Raw genomic sequence first — 16,645 nt, 5'->3', positions numbered from 1 at the left:
AATAGAAAACAGCATGTAACGAAACAATGAAATTACTGGGATTGCAAGTTCGCCAAGACACGATCCCCCATTTCTGCAGTGCCGACCTTTTTCATACCCGCTTCATAAATATCTTCGGTACGATAGCCCTGTTTCAGTGTCTTCTGAACGGCACGTTCGATTCGTGATGCTGTTGTTTCTTCATTGAAAGAGTAACGCAACATCATTGCCGCAGATAAGATGGTTGCCAACGGGTTAGCAACTCCTTTACCGGCGATATCCGGGGCAGATCCGTGGATAGGCTCATACAAACCCTTATTCTGATCATCCAGAGAAGCAGAAGGAAGCATTCCGATCGAGCCAGTCAGCATGGATGCTTCATCCGATAAAATATCCCCGAACATATTTCCCGTAACCACCACATCGAATTGCCGAGGGTTGCGTACCAGCTGCATCGCCGCATTGTCCACCAGCATGTGCGAGAGGGTGACATCCGGATACGATCGCGCCGTTTCCATCACCACATCACGCCATAACTGCGTGCATTCCAGGACATTCATTTTGTCCACCGAGCAAAGCCTGCCGTTTCGCCTGCCAGCTGCCTGAAACGCCACATGAGCGATACGCCTGATTTCTGATTCAGAATAAATCATCGTATTAAAGCCCACTTTCTGCCCATCCCGGTATTCGATCCCCCGTGGTTTCCCGAAATAAATATCTCCGGTCAATTCGCGTACAATCAGAATATCCAGTCCAGCGACAATTTCCGGCTTCAATGTCGAAGCATTCGCCAACTCCGGATACAGCACTACCGGCCGCAGGTTAGCAAACAGGTTAAGCTCCTTCCGAATGGCCAGTAATCCCTGCTCTGGCCGTTTTTCACGAGGCAGGCGGTCGTACTGGGCTCCACCCACTGCTCCCAGCAGTATGGCATCCGCCTTGACTGCCAACCGGCGTGTTGTTTCCGGGAAGGGCTCGCCTGTAGCATCTACAGCACAACCGCCCAGCAAACCAGATTCAAGCTCGATCTGCAAGCCTTCCTGCTGAAAGTAACGTAATATCCGCTCAGCCTGAGCTACGATTTCAGGACCGATCCCATCCCCGGCAAGCAATGCAATTTTCATGTTTTTATTCTATCTTTATTTTCCTGTGAAAACAGCCAGGGTTGTCGATCACGACGATTCATTTCAAAGGTTCTGATTTTGTCGGCATGCTGCAGCGTCAGCCCAATTTCATCCAGTCCGTTAAGCAGACAGTGCTTACGGAATGAATCGACTTCAAACCGATGGATCTCGCCCGAGGGGGTCGTCACGGTTTGTGCTTCCAGATTTACTTCCAGTCGATAACCGTCTGTCTCGAGTGTATTCCTGATCAGTCTGTCAGCGACGGAGAATTCCAGTATGACCGGCAGTAAACCGATCTTAAAGCAGTTGTTATAAAAAATATCCGCAAAACTCGGCGCAATAATTACAGCAAAGCCATAATCCTGCAACGCCCAGGGAGCATGCTCCCTACTGGATCCACAGCCAAAATTGTCACGCGCGACGAGAATCCTGGCCCCATAATAGCGTGGCTGATTCAAGATGAAATCCGGATTAGGTTGACGTAATGAAGGATCCTTACCTGGCTCTCCATAATCAAGATAGCGCCATTCATCAAATAGATTCTGGCCAAAACCTGAACGCTTGATCGATTTCAGAAACTGCTTGGGAATAATCACATCCGTATCTACATTTGCCCGATCCAGCGGCGCAACTATTCCTTTGAACTGCTCAAATTTTTTCATTCTGCTTATTTTGCAGTTTTTTCAATGGCTTCACCGCCACGTTGAACATCCTTGCCAAACCCCTGCATAGTATTACAGGCAGTCACTTGGGTAGTAATGACCAGCAGCAGAAACAATGCAGACAATATTTTCATTATGGATCTCCTTAGGAAATAAAAACCTTACTTACTGAATAAAAAAACGCACATCCACAAAATGGCCAGCTATCGCTGCAGCGGCCGCCATGGCTGGACTGACAAGATGGGTTCTCCCGCCGGGACCTTGTCGACCTTCGAAATTACGATTGGAAGTCGAGGCACAACGCTCTCCGGGTAGTAGTTTGTCATCATTCATAGCCAGGCACATCGAACATCCAGGCTCACGCCATTCAAATCCTGCCGACAGAAAAATTTTATCCAGCCCTTCTTTCTCGGCCATCGATTTGACCAAGCCGGAACCAGGAACCACCATAGCCAACCTGATATTCGGAGCAATCCGTTTGCCTTTGACAATTTCTGCGGCTGCACGCAGATCTTCGATACGTGAATTGGTACAGGAACCAATAAAAACTTTATCCAGCGTTATTTCCTGAATGGGCATCTTCGGCTTCAACCCCATATATCCGAGTGCATGTTCGATATCGTGGCGTTTGGTTGGATCGCTGATATCTGCAGGATCGGGAACATATCCATCCACCGTGGTCACCATTTCTGGTGATGTCCCCCACGTTACCTGGGGTTTAATGTTGACTGCCTTCAATTCCACCACCTGGTCGAAAACCGCATCCTCGTCACTTTTCAATGTACGCCAGTACGCCACCGCCTGATCCCAGAGCGTCCCCTGTGGGGCAAAGGGCCTCCCCTTGATATAATCGATCGTGACTTCATCCACTCCAATCATACCCGCACGGGCACCTGCCTCAATTGCCATATTGCAAAGCGTCATCCGGCCTTCCATGGATAGGGATCGTATCGCACTGCCGGAAAATTCAATGGCATAACCCGTACCCCCGGCCGTACCTATTTCACCAATAATGGCCAGTGCCACATCTTTAGCCGTCACACCAGGTGGCAAATCTCCTTCAACCCTGACCAGCATGTTTTTGGATTTTCGGGAAACCAGGCATTGTGTCGCCAGAACATGCTCAACCTCGGATGTCCCGATACCGAATGCCAGACAAGCAAATGCCCCATGTGTACTGGTATGGGAATCTCCGCACACCACAGTCATGCCAGGCAGTGTCGCACCTTGCTCAGGTCCGATTATATGAACGATTCCCTGACGCTCATCATCCATTTTAAATTCGGTAATCGCGAATTCTTCACAATTCTGATCCAAGGTCTCGACTTGCAAACGAGATACGGGATCACTGATACCACCGGTTCGGTCAGTCGTTGGAACATTATGATCGGCCACTGCCAGAACCGAGCCAGTTCGCCAGGGCTTGCGTCCGGCCAGCTTCAAGCTCTCAAAAGCCTGAGGACTGGTAACCTCATGTACTAAATGGCGATCAATATACAGAATGACCATGCCATTCGGATCATCCGATTCCGTATACACTACATGGTCATTCCAAAGTTTGTCGTATAACGTTTTCATTTTTAATTCAAATATGAGTATCAGTCTCGCATGCGCGTAATTATCCCATAAAGCCCATTCCCGTAACAGAATCTCTGCGCCGGCAATGCAATGACATGTCTGGTAAAAGCACTCAAAATATACTGTCGGTTAATGCAGAAACACGCTCTTTGTTCGAGGGTCAACCAACGCTAACTCAATAAACCACAAGACAAAAATGGATTTTGATCACTAAAATTAATTAGTTGACAGCAACTTTTATCAAATGTAGATTCCGCGACTTGTTTAACAAACAAGGAGGGGGAAAGTTTAAAATGATCTCAACAGTTTATGCCATCACACTTGTGTGTATAGGCTTGGTCATAGCAGTCTTTTATTACGTATTTGTTAATTCCAAAGAAGCTGATCCGGATTATCAATCAATCATCAAGAAGTGGTACGGCGTACGCAGTAAATGGTTTCTTTTTCTACTCGTACTTGGACTCACTGTTTCTGTACTCACGACGACTCCATTTCCAACGCCTGATCAGAAAAAAGAATATTCAAGTGATGATTATCAAAACGTTACTGTAGATGCACACCAATGGTACTGGATAATGACACCCTCTACTGTGAAAGCCGGTCAGCCGGTTGAATTTAAAGTATCTGCTGCAGATGTCAACCATGGTTTTGGAATCTACGATGAGCACATGGAACTGGTCGCTCAGACACAGGCTATGCCGGGTTATACGAATAAGCTTATTCACACATTCGACAAACCGGGAAAATTCAAGATTCTTTGTCTGGAATACTGCGGCTTGGCTCATCACGCGATGATCACTGAGTTAACAGTAGAATAAACAAGCGAACTGATACAGCTAAGAATATTGGAGGATACAATGAGTACAGCTGAAGTAAATGAAAAGGTTGTGTATTCCGACCCGGAAAATCGGAATGCACTGATTGCCGTCAAATCCCATTTAATTGCGGGATTTTTAGTATTTTTGTTAATGATGATTGCGGGCTTTACCATGCGTGCAGCACAAGGCACCTGGTTGGAAATTGGTGCTGATCTGTTCTATCAGATCATGACGGTACACGGTGTAGGGGTCGTGGGAGCGGCAATGATCACATCAACCGGTGTACAATGGTACTTCCTGCGCCAGTACGTCCGCCTGAGCAACGGGATTTTCTGGACGAACTTCTTTATTTTTCTGACGGGTGTCGTTCTGATACTCGGCTCCATTTTCGTTGGTAAATATGGTGGTGCCTGGACGTTCCTCTTCCCGCTGCCCGCCATTTCAATGGGCGCCTGGTCGAATGGCGCAGCAGCACTATTCCAGGTTGGCCTGCTTATCATCGGTGTTGGTTTCCTTATTCTTTATCTGGATTTTGGTCGTGCCATTCTGGCTCGCTACGGCAGTCTGGCCCGTGCACTGGGACTTACCCAGCTTTTCGGTAAAGAACCTGTGAATTACAAACACCCGGCAGCAGTGGTGGCCAGCACGATGGTACTGATCGTCAACTTCCTGGGTATCGCTGCAGGTGCTGTGGTACTGGTGATGGGTCTGATCAATCTTTTCTACCCTGAATTCAAGCCAGATGCACTGCTGATGAAGAATCTGATTTACTTCTTCGGTCACGTTGTCATCAATGCCACCATCTACGCATCAGTCATCGCTGTTTATGAACTTCTGCCACGCTATACCGGCCGTCCATGGAAAACCAACAAGGTATTTTATGCAGCCTGGTTTGCAATTGTGTTCATGGTAATGGGTGTCTATCCACACCACCTCATGATGGATTTTGCGATGCCGAGTTGGGCACTCGTAGTAGGACAGGTACTTTCTTTTGGCAGTGGTATTCCAGTGATGGTAGTTACCGGCTACGGTGCCCTGATGATCGTATACCGTTCAGGTATCAAATGGACCACTTCGGCCAAACTGCTGTTCTTATCCATGTTCGGCTGGTGGGCTGGGGTAATCCCTGCGATTCTGGATGCAATGGTTACCGTGAACCGCACATTCCACAATACCTTGTGGGTACCTGGTCACTTCCATTTCTACCTGCTGCTGGGATTATTGCCAATGCTCATTGGCTTTGCCTACTTTCTGGCGGGTGAAGGTGACAGCAAAGAGCAAACTAAAGCAACTGACAACCTTGGCTTCTATGCCTATCTGATTGGGGCATTCATGACATCCATGGTCTTCCTGGCCAGTGGTGCAAACAGCATCCCCCGTCGCTGGGCAGCGCATATGCCGGAATGGGTCAGCTTTGCTCAGGTAGGTGCTGTGGCCGCTTCATTGGTCGTTCTGGGAATGTTGTTGTTCATCATTCGTGCATTGGTAAGTCTGCCGGGTGCAAACAACCCTCAGTAAAACAGAAACACCGGCAATTCTCCTGCATAAAATAGAGAATTGCCGGATTTGACAGGGATAATCGATATACCTTCACCATAAAGGAGAAGAAGGGATGAGAACTTTCCTGGCAACACTTTTCATAGCCATCTCTGGAATACTTATTCTTTGGATAAGTACCGATGGGGGACGTGCTTTTACAGCTGAAGAAGCACGACGCCTTGAAATCCGTGAAACCCCCCGTTCTGTACCCGATTGGCAACTGCAGAATCAGGATGCAGAAACTTTTACTTTTCAAGACTGGCACGGGCACCTCATTGTTGTAGATTTCATCTATACAAGTTGCCCCGGTGTATGTCTGATACTTAGCGGTAATCTCAAGAATCTGCAAAAAGATTTGTCTGCCGAAGGAAAATCAGACAAGCTGCGCTTTCTCAGTATCACCTTCGATCCAGAAAAAGATACTCCCCAAAGACTGAAAGAACATTTAAGTCATTTTTCTGCTGACTTCAAAAACTGGATAGCCGTCCGGCCAACCAGCTCACCTCAGAAAGAAGCTATTCTGGATTTTTTTAAGGTGGTCGTCATCCCTGATGAGTACGGTGGCTATACGCACTCTGCCGGTTACCATATCATCAACCCGGATGGAAAACTGGTTGCCATCTTCGGGATAGAACAGATGGATGAACTACGTGCCTACCTGGATCAGGCATTGGAGGGCAAGGATAATGCATCTAAAAATTAAACTGGAATGGCTGCTTCTGGCAGCCCTGATAATACTCGTTCTCCCACCGATGCAACAATTTCTGGAACAAAGCATGGTAACGCACATGCTCGTTCAGCTCCCGGCGCTGACAGTCATTGGATGGAGGCTTGGCAGAGCACTGCCTGAAAGCTGGAGTAACAAAATAGCGCCATGGAACCGGTGGGGAATAACAGGTATGGCTTTCGCCATTATTATTATGACTTATTGGATGCTGCCGCGTGCACTGGATGCTGCTGTATCCGAATGGTACATAGAGCTGGCAAAATTCATCACCGTCCCGGCAATGGGTATTGCATTGGGAATAAGCTGGCCCTTGCTCAATCCGATTGCACAAGGCGTCCTAAAGCTGGAATTCTGGGCTACTTTTATGCGTCTGGGGTGGCTCTATCTCGATCTGCCCGATCGTCTCTGTGCAAATTATCTCTTGAGCGATCAGCGTGTTTTAGGGCAGTTACTGCTGCTGATTGGAAGTGCCTGGGCAATTGCCTGGACACTTCGAGTAATGTTTGGAACCAAAATCATCAACACATAAAACTTGCAGTGACCCACCGAATAGCGGATCACTGCAATCTTTATCTCATGCTCTATGTGTGCGATACCATAAGGTTGAATTGAATATCACTGCTCCCAGCATATTACCTATCGTGACGGGAATCTGATTCCATAACCACCACTGAGAAATCGTCACATCTGCACCCGACAGAATGCCAATCGGGAAAACAAACATATTGACAACCGCGTGCTCAAAACCAAGTGAGAAGAAGGTCGCAAGTGGTAACCACATTAACATGATCTTACCAGGTACACTGCGTGATCCCTTGGCAAAAACCGGAGCAAGACTCACCAGCCAGTTACACAGTATTCCCATACCAATGGCTGCAAACCAGCCGTTCATCCCATACCCTGCATAGGAAGCCTTCTTTTCTGCAAGATGCGCCAGTGTAGTGAGAACCCCTGGAGGCTCGACTGCTCCTCCTTTGGTCAATGAGAACCAGAGCAAGTAGGCAAAGAAAACACCACCAATCAGATTGGCGACAAATGTCCAGGACCAGTTGCGTATCACACTACCCAATCCAAATCTGCCGGCAAAGAGCCCCATCGGCATCACTGAAAAACTACCTGTCGCCATCTCCAGCCCTAATATCGACAGCATAACGTAACCTGCCGGGAAAAGCAGGCCGGCTGCTGCCGTTGGCCAGCCTTGTGAAACCAGCAACGCGCACAATGCCGTGGCATAGGCCAGAAAAGGAGTGCATAAGAAACCCCTTATCAGAATCTGGCCAACTTTGAATTTTTTCTTTTTTGTTGCATCTTCGACAAGATCATGTCCCATCTGTATAGGTGAGACACTGTCAATGACTGCAGTTGGCTCATTGCTCGCTTTGGCCGGCGCACTGGCTACAGAACCACCCGTTGACATGGTTTCTGCAGCAATGCTGGATTGGATGACCCGTTCATTCAGAATGATCGATGGTTGTTCAGATTCTTTCATATTTTTGAGATGAGTTAATTGAGGGAATTGACGATGGTCAAGTCGTGCATAAAAACTGCACGGCCGGCGGGATTTTGCCATATCCCAGGAGGGTCGGCAAGAAAATAGTTCTGCTTATTTAGCAGGTTACGATCATTTACAATGATGCTCACCAGGATATCGGTTCATACATACCCAGCCGGATTGTTCTTCTGCCAGCGCCAATGATCCCTGCACATCGCAGCAAGGTCGCGTTGCGCTTTCCACCCCAGCAGCTTCTCAGCAAGCTCAGGATTCGCGTAGCAGGCGGCTACATCACCGGATCGTCTGGATGCAAGCCGATAATCTATCTGCCGGCTGCTGGATCCCTCAAAAGCCTTGATCACGTCCAGAACACTGTAGCCGATACCTGTACCTAGATTGATTGCAATACATTGTGGCGCGGTAAGGTAATTCAGCGCACTGAGATGCCCCAGCGCAAGATCCACGACGTGAATATAATCCCGTACACCAGTTCCATCATGCGTCGGATAATCACTTCCCCATACATTCAGATATTCACGCCGACCCACTGCAACCTGTGCAACGAAAGGCATTAGATTATTGGGGACACCCTGTGGATCTTCACCAATCAGGCCGCTAACATGAGCCCCGACAGGATTGAAATAACGCAGAATAGCGATACGAAATCGAGGCTCGGCCTGATACATATCGCGTAGCATCTCTTCGATGATGAGTTTGCTGCGACCATAGGGATTGGTGGCGGACAGCGGGTGATCTTCCGTCAGAGGCAGACGCTGCGGATCACCGTAAACCGTTGCCGAGGAACTGAAAACCAGTGTATACACACCACAATTCTGCATTGCGGCCAACAACCGATGAGTACCGACGACATTATTGTCATAGTATTCAAGCGGCTTTTCGACCGATTCTCCTACTGCCTTCAGTCCGGCAAAGTGGATCACGGCCTCGCATCCATAATCTTTCAACGCTTTTTCTATCGCAACCTGATTACGTACGTCGCCTGTGACGAGGGTGATTTTTTTAGCGGTAATCTGCTCAATACGGCGCAATGCCTCTGGATGACTGTTGCAGAAATTATCGAATATCACCACTTCATACCCGGCCATCAACAGTTCAACACAGGTATGAGAACCAATATAACCGGCACCGCCGGTAACGAGAACAGTCATATCAATCTCTCACTTTCAGATCAGATTCAGCAGGCAATTGCCCTTGCTACATCAAAAAAATAAATTGCATCAGTCGAATACTTCCGCCTCGTTGAATGGCCTGCCCTGAGAATCTTTGGCTGAAAGAACAGGGACAATTTCAGTCGGCCACTGAATATCGAGCACCAGATCATTCCAGAGCAGACAACGCTCATAGGAAGGCGCATAGTAATCCGTCGTCTTGTAAAGAAATTCTGCGATATCGCTCAATACGACAAAACCATGGGCGAACCCCTCAGGTATCCAGAGCTGGTATTTGTTTTCTGCAGAAAGAACCTGGCCTACCCATTGGCCAAAGGTTGAGCTGCTTTTACGCAGATCGACCGCCACGTCGAAAACTTCGCCTTGTATCACGCGCACCAGTTTTCCCTGCGATTGCTGTATCTGATAATGAAGACCGCGCAGAACATTCTTCACGCTGCGACTGTGATTATCCTGCACAAAATTGATTCTCTTACCGACAGCTTCTTCAAACCGGGCCTGGTTGAAACTTTCAAAAAAAAAGCCACGTTCATCGCCAAATACTTTGGGTTCGATGAGCACGACTTCCGGAATAGCAAGAGGAATTACTTTCATCAGAACACATTTTCCTTGAGTATTTTTAGCAGATACTGGCCATAACCATTTTTAGCCAGCGATTGAGCCAGTACTTCCAGCCGGGCTGCATCTATCCATCCTTGCCGGTAGGCAATTTCTTCCGGACAAGCAACCTTCAGACCTTGCCGGTTTTCCAGGGTAGCAATGAACTGACTGGCATCGAGCAGAGTTGTATGCGTACCTGTATCCAGCCAAGCGTAGCCGCGCCCCATGATTTCTACACTGAGATTGCTCTGTTCGAGATAAAGACGGTTGAGATCGGTGATTTCCAGTTCACCGCGCGCAGAAGGTTTGAGTGCTTTAGCATGATCGACGACCTGCGTATCATAAAAATACAGCCCGGTCACCGCGTAACTGGATTTTGGTTGTATCGGTTTTTCTTCCAGTGACAATACCTTGCCCTGTGTATTGAACTCGACTACACCATAGCGTTCCGGATCATGCACATGGTAAGCGAATACGCTGGCCCCTTCAGTGCGCATCATGGCATGAGTCAGCAGGCGCTGAAGATCATGGCCATAGAAAATGTTATCTCCCAGCACCAGTGCAGAAGGATGGTTACCAATAAAACCCTCGCCAATCAGAAAAGCCTGCGCGAGGCCGTCGGGTGAGGGCTGCACTGCGTATTGCAGATTCAGCCCCCATTGTTCTCCGTCACCCAGCAATTGCTGAAAACGGGGGGTATCCTGTGGTGTACTGATGATAAGAATATCGCGTATGCCTGCCAGCATCAGGGTACTGAGTGGATAATAAATCATGGGTTTGTCGAATACCGGCAATAACTGCTTGCTCAGCGCAAGTGTCGCCGGATGCAGCCGGGTACCAGACCCTCCCGCAAGAATAAGGCCTCTGCGTGTCATGTATTTATTCCTTGATATTTTGGGTATGTAATCCAGGATATTCCCGCTGATGAAATAACGGTACTCAGCCAGAGGAATTGGAAGAACCTGGAAATATACGGATTCTTGCAGATAGGATCAATTCACGAAAGACTGGCTGCTATACTACGAACTTGCTGCCAGCACACGGAGACAGATAGATTAACAGATCCAAAGCCAGCCGAATCAGCGGACAGTTTATCTGTTTTACCGGGATTGCTTAAGGCAGATAAAACCAATTTTCTCGGTAATACTGTTCACATGACAACGATCGGTTTCATCGGCCTGGGCATCATGGGGAAACCCATGGCCGGCCACCTCATTCGGGGAGGGTACCCGGTTTATCTCAACTCACGCAGTGGCGTACCCGCTGAGCTGACAGTACCGGGGGGGTTAGCCTGTCCCACTCCCAAGACCATAGCTGAACATGCGGATATCATCATCCTGATGTTGCCGGATACGCCTGATGTTGAAAAGGTGCTGTTTGCCGAGAACGGAATTGCACAAGGCCTGCCTGCGAATCCACCTCGATCGAAAATCATCATCGATATGAGCACGATTTCCCCCATCAGAACCCAGGATTTCGTCACCCGAATCAGACAGCTCGGTCACGAGTACGCAGATGCACCGGTATCAGGCGGAGATATCGGCGCCCGAAATGCTACCCTCACGATCATGGTCGGGGCAACCGAACCGGTTTTTGCAAAAATAGAACCGATACTGGCATTAATGGGAAAAACCATTACTCGCATTGGTGAGCCAGGAACCGGCCAGATCTGTAAAGCAGCCAATCAGATTATCGCGGCCCTGACACTTGAAGCTGTGGCTGAGGCACTGGTATTGGCCTCCAGAGCCGGAGCTGATCCCAATAGGGTCAGACAAGCGCTGCTGGGAGGATTCGCCGCCTCACGCATTCTGGAAGTACACGGAGAACGCATGATCAAACATGCCTTTGCCCCCGGTTTCCGCGTCGATCTGCACCGGAAAGATCTCGGCATCGCACTGGATTGCGCCACTGAACTGGGCGTCAGTCTCCCCGGCACTGCACTGGTTCAATCACTTTATAATGCCAGTATTGCACAAGGAGATGCGCAACAGGACAGTTCAGCCATCGTGCGCATCCTCGAACAACTGGCTGGACATACCCTCGATACTCTTACTGAATCTGCTCATGAACAGTAATCAGCTGATCGAAGCCTTCCGCAAATTTCTGCCTGCGGAAACCATACTTCACGAGGCAGAGGATTTGAGACCGTATGAATGTGATGCGCTGTCTGCCTACCGGCAGGTACCGATGGTCGTCGTGCTGCCGCGAACCGAGGCTGAAATTGCCGCGATCCTGCAAATCTGCCATGCCGAACGTGTCCCGGTGGTAGCACGTGGATCCGGCACCGGCCTGTCCGGGGGCGCGCTTCCCCATGCAGAAGGTGTGTTACTGTCATTAGCCAGATTGAACCGTATCCTGGAAATCGATCCTGCAAGCTGTACTGCGTGTGTGCAGCCGGGGGTCCGCAATCTGGCCATCAGTGAAGCCGCTGCACATTACGGAATGTATTACGCACCTGATCCTTCCTCCCAGATTGCCTGCAGCATCGGCGGAAATGTGGCAGAAAATTCAGGAGGGGTGCACTGTCTCAAATACGGGCTGACCGTCCACAATATCTTGCGGCTGCGTGTGCTGACGATCGAGGGAGATATACTGGAAATCGGTGCAGATGCGCTCGACAGTCCCGGATTCGATCTGCTCGCCCTGATGACAGGCAGTGAAGGCATGCTGGGGATCGTCACCGAGATTACAGTCAGACTGCTGCCCAAGCCTGAAACGGTGAAACTGGTCATGGCTGTATTCGACGATGTCAGAAAAGCCGGAGAAGCAGTCGCCAGCGTCATTCAGGCCGGTATCATTCCGGCTGGCATGGAAATGATGGACAAGATTACCATTCACGCTGTCGAAGATTTCGTGCATGCGGGTTACGATCTCGAAGGTGCGGCAATACTGCTGTGTGAATCCGATGGTATGGCGGAAGAAGTCGCTGATGAAATCGAGCGGATACGCACCATTCTGCAGGCAAGCGGCGCTACCCGGATCAGTCTGGCACAGGATGAAGCCGAGCGGCAGCGTTTCTGGGCCGGACGAAAAGCAGCCTTTCCCGCAGCAGGCCGGGTTTCACCGGATTACTACTGTATGGATGGCACCATTCCGCGCAAGCATCTGGCACATGTGCTGGAACAAATCGAACAACTCTCGGCAAAATACGGCCTGCGCTGCATGAATGTATTTCATGCAGGGGACGGCAATTTGCACCCCCTGATTCTGTACGATGCCAACCAACCGGGTGAACTGCAAAAGGCAGAAGCATTCGGCGCACGAATACTGGAAATCTGCATCGAAGCCGGCGGATCATTGACAGGCGAACACGGTGTGGGAATCGAGAAACTCAACCAGATGTGCCTGCAATTCAATGATGCCGAGCGCAGTCGATTCCATGCCATCAAAGCGGCATTCGACCCGGAATCACTACTCAATCCGGGTAAAGCGATTCCTGAATTACACCGCTGTGCCGAATTCGGGGCCATGCACGTACACGGGGGAGCTGAAAAATTCCCGGAAATACCTAGATTCTAATTTTTTGTCATGAAGATTTTTCCCGATCATTTCATCGACACTATCAATGCTGCAACCGAAAATAAGCAGCCACTACGTATCCGTGGTAGCGGCAGCAAGGATTTTTACGGCAATCCGCAGGCTTTACAGCATTCTTCCGTACTCGATACGTCCACCTGGCAGGGAATCGTCGATTATGAGCCGAGCGAACTGGTGATCACCGCCCGGTCCGGCACACCGCTGGCCGAGATAGAAAAGCTATTGCACAACCACAGCCAGATGCTGGCTTTCGAGCCTCCTCATTTCCATGCCTCTGCCACACTGGGCGGATGTGTCGCAGCCGGATTATCCGGCCCCAGACGGGCCTATACCGGTGCAGTGCGTGACTATGTATTAGGCACCAAACTGCTCGATGGTCAGGGAAATATCCTGTCCTTTGGCGGACGAGTGATGAAGAATGTTGCCGGCTATGATGTTTCCCGCCTCATGACAGGTGCAATGGGTACATTGGGTGTATTGCTCGAAATATCGCTCAAAGTACTTCCCAGACCGGCAACTGAGCGCACCCTGTGCTTCCAGGCCAGCACACCGGAAGCCATGGCGATCATGCGCCGCTGCACGGCTGAACCACTGCCGGTTTCAGCCACCTGCTTTCATGACAGCCAGCTTTACATTCGACTTTCCGGCGCCGAATCTGCCGTGCAAACCGCTCATGCCAGACTGGGCGGAGATAAAATCAACGATGATGATCACTTCTGGGAATCGATCCGAAACCACACTCATTCGTTTTTCCAGGAAGGAAAATCCAGCGGAAAATCACTATGGCGCCTGTCGATCAAGCCGACAACTCCCCCGCTTTCACTGCCGGGTAAGCAACTGATCGAATGGGGTGGAGCACTACGCTGGCTCGTCACAGATAAAGATGCCGATGCTGCCGTAATCCGCATACACGCTGCAGATGCCGGCGGCCACGCCACGCTGTTTCACGGCAATAAAACGGCAGTTCCCGTGTTTCATCCGCTTTCCCCTGCTCTGCTGAAAATCCATCAGCGACTGAAACAACAGTTCGATCCCGCAGGCATTCTGAATCCACAACGACTGTATACCGAGTTTTGAGCTATGCAAACCCGTTTGATCGATCTCATCAAAGACACACCGGAAGGGAAAGAAGCCGACGCTATTCTACGCAGTTGCGTACATTGCGGCTTCTGCCTCGCTACCTGTCCTACTTACCAACTGTTGGGAAACGAACTGGACAGCCCCCGTGGACGGATTTATCTGATCAAACAGATGCTGGAAGGCCAGGAGGTGACTGAAAAAACACAGCTGCATCTCGACCGGTGTCTGACCTGCCGCGCCTGTGAAACTACCTGTCCGTCCGGGGTACAGTACGGACACCTGCTCGATATCGGCCGAGGCATGGTTGAACAAAAAATCCAGCGCACCCCTTATGCCACATTCAAGCGCTATACCCTGCGCAAACTGCTGCCCAACCGCACCCTGTTCAGCACACTCATGGACGTTGCCCGCCTGGGACGCCCGTTGCTTCCTGCTCACCTGAAAAGGGCGATACAACCAAAACCGGCAACCGCCCGCAACCTCTCGGGTAAAGCGCACACGCGCTCCATGTTGATACTCGATGGCTGTGTTCAACCCGCACTGACGCCGAATACCAACCACACGACTGCTCGTGTACTGGACAGGCTCGGCATCTCAGTCATTGCCGCACAGGAGGCCGGCTGCTGTGGCGCACTCGCCTATCATCTCAATGCACAGGAAGAAGGGTTGAGCGCCATGCGCCGCAATATCGACGCCTGGTGGCCTTTTATCACACGATCCGAAAATCCGGTTGAAGCCCTTATCGTCACGGCAAGCGGCTGTGGTGTCACCGTCAAGGAGTACGGCCATCTGCTGCAGCACGATCCGATTTACGCTGAGAAAGCGGCACGCACTTCCAGCCTGACCCGGGATATCAGCGAAGTCATCGCGGCAGAAACAGCCACACTGATCCCGCTACTACAAACAGCAAACCCTTCTTCCAAACCTACATCACCGCGTAGTCTGGCTTTTCATGCCCCCTGCACCTTGCAGCACGGCATGAAGCTGAAAGGAAAAATTGAACCCATCCTGCAAGCAGCAGGCTTCAATCTGACAAAAGTAGCCGACCCTCATCTCTGTTGTGGCTCAGCAGGTACCTATTCCATCCTGCAACCCAAACTTTCCCGCCAGTTGCGCGATAACAAAATTACTGCACTGACCATGGAAAATCCGGAAATGGTGGCAACCGCCAATATCGGCTGCCAGATGCACCTGCAAGGCGGTACTTCATTGCCGGTACGTCACTGGATCGAACTACTGGATGAATCCCTGGGCGGATAATCACCGGGTACAAACCCTGCTCCCACTTTTCCTGCCAAATACCTACCCGCGCGGCCGTACCGCTGCCAGCGGCAATAGATTCAATTCTGCCGTAGCCTCACGCCAGATTGGATAATACCGATCCATCAATGCAACAAACCGCTTGTTATGTGATGGCTCGATCAGGTGAACCATCTCATGCACCACAACATATTCCAGTAAATCCTTTGGTTTCTTCACCAGATCGGTATTCAGCCGGATATGGTGACGTCTCGTGTTACAGCTTCCCCAGCGAGTTTTCATTTTCTGCAGGAAATAGGCAGACACACTCACATCTAATCGATCCTGCCATTTATCGATCAGACCGGGTATCACGGCATGCAGTAAGGATTTATGCCAGGCGTGCATCACGGCAGCGCGTTTGAGAAAATCACTGCCCGGGCGTACCTGTAGCGTAATGGTTTGGTAATCCAGCCACACACAAGGGTTAGCCTGTTTTTCGACCACTCGCAATAAATAATCTTATCCCCACAATGTGTGATTTTCATGTTCAATAAACTGCCGGGGAACTTCCCTGATCTGCGATTGCAGTTTTGCCTGCTGTTTACGGATCCAGCCCAGTTTCGCGATGACAAAATCACGTACTACTTCCAGCCGGGTACCCGTCGGCGCTACTATTGTTACTCGGCCATCCGGCGGATGCACCCTCAGGTAAACATGCTTTACTGCCCTGCGCTGTACGAAAATCGTAAGATCTTCCAGCCTGATCTGCTCGCTCATCAGTCACTCTGCTGATTTTTGATTCTATATAGCCTCAATTGACTGTCGCAATAAGAATCCCTTGATGATGTGATCCGCATAGGGTCGTGCGACCTCGCGAATAAAACGTGAGAAGTCGACGTGAGCACTATCGTCGGCGCGATCAGAGATGGTGCGCACGGCAGCGAATGGCTTGCCGAAATCGCTACATACCTGCGCCACTGCGGCACCTTCCATTTCAACAGCGAGTGCCTGATGGCCGGCTGCAGCAAGCACAGCACGCAGTGCAGCAGATTCAGCCGAAGTGCTGACAAAACGATC

General features: G+C 50.1%; 17 protein-coding genes and 1 pseudogene. 8 read left to right on the top strand and 10 right to left on the bottom strand.

The window, feature by feature from the left end; translation table 11 throughout:
• Positions 1 to 32: 32 nt before the first annotated feature.
• The 4 genes from leuB to leuC are packed head-to-tail and all read right to left on the bottom strand — an operon-like array spanning position 33 to position 3,343.
• On the bottom strand, positions 33 to 1,103 hold the full coding sequence (gene leuB / locus ABUL11_RS06305; protein WP_350283013.1) for a 3-isopropylmalate dehydrogenase: 1,071 nt from the start codon (positions 1,101 to 1,103) through the stop codon (positions 33 to 35).
• The gene (leuD, locus tag ABUL11_RS06300) at positions 1,100 to 1,765 is read right to left on the bottom strand and encodes a 3-isopropylmalate dehydratase small subunit (protein ID WP_350283012.1); all 666 of its coding nucleotides are present in this window, start codon (positions 1,763 to 1,765) and stop codon (positions 1,100 to 1,102) included. Before leuD ends, leuB begins: the two co-directional genes overlap by 4 nt.
• Positions 1,766 to 1,770: 5 nt before the next feature.
• Positions 1,771 to 1,899 carry an entericidin A/B family lipoprotein gene (locus tag ABUL11_RS06295; protein WP_350283011.1) on the bottom strand — a complete coding sequence of 43 codons (129 nt, stop codon included), beginning with the start codon at positions 1,897 to 1,899 and terminating at the stop codon, positions 1,771 to 1,773.
• Positions 1,900 to 1,930: 31 nt separating this feature from the next.
• Complete coding sequence (gene leuC, locus ABUL11_RS06290; protein ID WP_350283010.1) at positions 1,931 to 3,343, bottom strand: 3-isopropylmalate dehydratase large subunit; 1,413 nt, start codon at positions 3,341 to 3,343, stop codon at positions 1,931 to 1,933.
• A gap of 260 nt (positions 3,344 to 3,603) precedes the next feature.
• Between leuC and ABUL11_RS06285 the strand changes: the two genes are divergently transcribed.
• The 4 genes from ABUL11_RS06285 to ABUL11_RS06270 all read left to right on the top strand — a co-directional run bounded on the left by ABUL11_RS06285 (position 3,604) and on the right by ABUL11_RS06270 (position 6,956).
• Positions 3,604 to 4,161, top strand: coding sequence for a cupredoxin domain-containing protein (locus ABUL11_RS06285; RefSeq protein WP_350283009.1), 558 nt, complete (start codon positions 3,604 to 3,606; stop codon positions 4,159 to 4,161).
• Between the two features lie 39 nt (positions 4,162 to 4,200).
• Positions 4,201 to 5,679 (top strand): cbb3-type cytochrome c oxidase subunit I, encoded by a 1,479-nt coding sequence (locus ABUL11_RS06280; protein ID WP_350283008.1) that lies wholly within the window; start codon positions 4,201 to 4,203, stop codon positions 5,677 to 5,679.
• A 94-nt stretch (positions 5,680 to 5,773) separates the two neighbouring features.
• The gene (locus ABUL11_RS06275; RefSeq protein ID WP_350283007.1) at positions 5,774 to 6,403 is read left to right on the top strand and encodes an SCO family protein; all 630 of its coding nucleotides are present in this window, start codon (positions 5,774 to 5,776) and stop codon (positions 6,401 to 6,403) included.
• Positions 6,387 to 6,956 (top strand): hypothetical protein, encoded by a 570-nt coding sequence (locus ABUL11_RS06270; RefSeq protein ID WP_350283006.1) that lies wholly within the window; start codon positions 6,387 to 6,389, stop codon positions 6,954 to 6,956. Before ABUL11_RS06275 ends, ABUL11_RS06270 begins: the two co-directional genes overlap by 17 nt.
• Before the next feature lie 45 nt (positions 6,957 to 7,001).
• Here the strand turns inward: ABUL11_RS06270 and ABUL11_RS06265 are convergent, their stop codons facing one another.
• The 4 genes from ABUL11_RS06265 to rfbA form a co-directional block, all read right to left on the bottom strand.
• Complete coding sequence (locus tag ABUL11_RS06265) at positions 7,002 to 7,916, bottom strand: formate/nitrite transporter family protein (RefSeq protein WP_350283005.1); 915 nt, start codon at positions 7,914 to 7,916, stop codon at positions 7,002 to 7,004.
• A 164-nt stretch (positions 7,917 to 8,080) separates the two neighbouring features.
• Positions 8,081 to 9,088 (bottom strand): UDP-glucose 4-epimerase GalE, encoded by a 1,008-nt coding sequence (gene galE, locus ABUL11_RS06260; RefSeq protein ID WP_350283004.1) that lies wholly within the window; start codon positions 9,086 to 9,088, stop codon positions 8,081 to 8,083.
• A 69-nt stretch (positions 9,089 to 9,157) separates the two neighbouring features.
• Positions 9,158 to 9,703 carry a dTDP-4-dehydrorhamnose 3,5-epimerase gene (gene rfbC / locus ABUL11_RS06255; protein ID WP_350283003.1) on the bottom strand — a complete coding sequence of 182 codons (546 nt, stop codon included), beginning with the start codon at positions 9,701 to 9,703 and terminating at the stop codon, positions 9,158 to 9,160.
• The gene (rfbA, locus tag ABUL11_RS06250) at positions 9,703 to 10,584 is read right to left on the bottom strand and encodes a glucose-1-phosphate thymidylyltransferase RfbA (protein ID WP_350283002.1); all 882 of its coding nucleotides are present in this window, start codon (positions 10,582 to 10,584) and stop codon (positions 9,703 to 9,705) included. The genes rfbC and rfbA overlap by 1 nt, the downstream gene beginning before the upstream one ends.
• Before the next feature lie 105 nt (positions 10,585 to 10,689).
• On the opposite strand from rfbA, the gene ABUL11_RS06245 reads away from it, so the two are divergent.
• Genes ABUL11_RS06245 through glcF form a run of 4 tightly spaced genes read left to right on the top strand, consistent with a single transcriptional unit; the run spans position 10,690 to position 15,586 of the window.
• Complete coding sequence (locus ABUL11_RS06245; RefSeq protein ID WP_350283001.1) at positions 10,690 to 11,784, top strand: 2-hydroxy-3-oxopropionate reductase; 1,095 nt, start codon at positions 10,690 to 10,692, stop codon at positions 11,782 to 11,784.
• A complete protein-coding gene (locus ABUL11_RS06240) occupies positions 11,774 to 13,228 on the top strand; it encodes an FAD-linked oxidase C-terminal domain-containing protein (protein ID WP_350283000.1) in 1,455 nt (484 codons plus the stop codon). The genes ABUL11_RS06245 and ABUL11_RS06240 overlap by 11 nt, the downstream gene beginning before the upstream one ends.
• A gap of 9 nt (positions 13,229 to 13,237) precedes the next feature.
• Positions 13,238 to 14,323, top strand: coding sequence for a glycolate oxidase subunit GlcE (gene glcE / locus ABUL11_RS06235; protein ID WP_350282999.1), 1,086 nt, complete (start codon positions 13,238 to 13,240; stop codon positions 14,321 to 14,323).
• 3 nt (positions 14,324 to 14,326) lie between these two features.
• A complete protein-coding gene (glcF, locus tag ABUL11_RS06230) occupies positions 14,327 to 15,586 on the top strand; it encodes a glycolate oxidase subunit GlcF (protein WP_350282998.1) in 1,260 nt (419 codons plus the stop codon).
• A 42-nt stretch (positions 15,587 to 15,628) separates the two neighbouring features.
• On the opposite strand, the pseudogene ABUL11_RS06225 reads toward glcF, so the two are convergent.
• Both ABUL11_RS06225 and ABUL11_RS06220 read right to left on the bottom strand, forming a co-directional pair.
• Positions 15,629 to 16,345 (bottom strand): annotated as a pseudogene (locus ABUL11_RS06225) (M48 family metallopeptidase).
• A gap of 24 nt (positions 16,346 to 16,369) precedes the next feature.
• Positions 16,370 to 16,645 (bottom strand): phosphorylase family protein (locus ABUL11_RS06220; RefSeq protein ID WP_502890036.1); only part of this gene is annotated, 276 nt, incomplete at its 5' end.

Origin of the sequence: Nitrosomonas sp. (assembly GCF_040256045.1) — a bacterium.
Lineage (GTDB): Bacteria > Pseudomonadota > Gammaproteobacteria > Burkholderiales > Nitrosomonadaceae > Nitrosomonas.
Note: the sequence above shows the minus strand (reverse complement) of the source record. Positions and strands in the feature narration are given on the sequence as shown.

Excerpts from the sequence above, each read along its gene's own strand:
- leuB (WP_350283013.1), bottom strand. The coding sequence starts at position 1,103 with ATGAAAATTGCATTGCTTGCCGGGGATGGGATCGGTCCTGAAATCGTA.
- rfbA (WP_350283002.1), bottom strand. The coding sequence starts at position 10,584 with ATGACACGCAGAGGCCTTATTCTTGCGGGAGGGTCTGGTACCCGGCTG.
- leuD (WP_350283012.1), bottom strand. The coding sequence starts at position 1,765 with ATGAAAAAATTTGAGCAGTTCAAAGGAATAGTTGCGCCGCTGGATCGG.
- galE (WP_350283004.1), bottom strand. The coding sequence starts at position 9,088 with ATGACTGTTCTCGTTACCGGCGGTGCCGGTTATATTGGTTCTCATACC.
- rfbC (WP_350283003.1), bottom strand. The coding sequence starts at position 9,703 with ATGAAAGTAATTCCTCTTGCTATTCCGGAAGTCGTGCTCATCGAACCC.
- ABUL11_RS06275 (WP_350283007.1), top strand. The coding sequence starts at position 5,774 with ATGAGAACTTTCCTGGCAACACTTTTCATAGCCATCTCTGGAATACTT.
- glcF (WP_350282998.1), top strand. The coding sequence starts at position 14,327 with ATGCAAACCCGTTTGATCGATCTCATCAAAGACACACCGGAAGGGAAA.
- ABUL11_RS06270 (WP_350283006.1), top strand. The coding sequence starts at position 6,387 with ATGCATCTAAAAATTAAACTGGAATGGCTGCTTCTGGCAGCCCTGATA.
- ABUL11_RS06240 (WP_350283000.1), top strand. The coding sequence starts at position 11,774 with ATGAACAGTAATCAGCTGATCGAAGCCTTCCGCAAATTTCTGCCTGCG.
- leuC (WP_350283010.1), bottom strand. The coding sequence starts at position 3,343 with ATGAAAACGTTATACGACAAACTTTGGAATGACCATGTAGTGTATACG.
- ABUL11_RS06295 (WP_350283011.1), bottom strand. The coding sequence starts at position 1,899 with ATGAAAATATTGTCTGCATTGTTTCTGCTGCTGGTCATTACTACCCAA.
- ABUL11_RS06265 (WP_350283005.1), bottom strand. The coding sequence starts at position 7,916 with ATGAAAGAATCTGAACAACCATCGATCATTCTGAATGAACGGGTCATC.
- glcE (WP_350282999.1), top strand. The coding sequence starts at position 13,238 with ATGAAGATTTTTCCCGATCATTTCATCGACACTATCAATGCTGCAACC.
- ABUL11_RS06280 (WP_350283008.1), top strand. The coding sequence starts at position 4,201 with ATGAGTACAGCTGAAGTAAATGAAAAGGTTGTGTATTCCGACCCGGAA.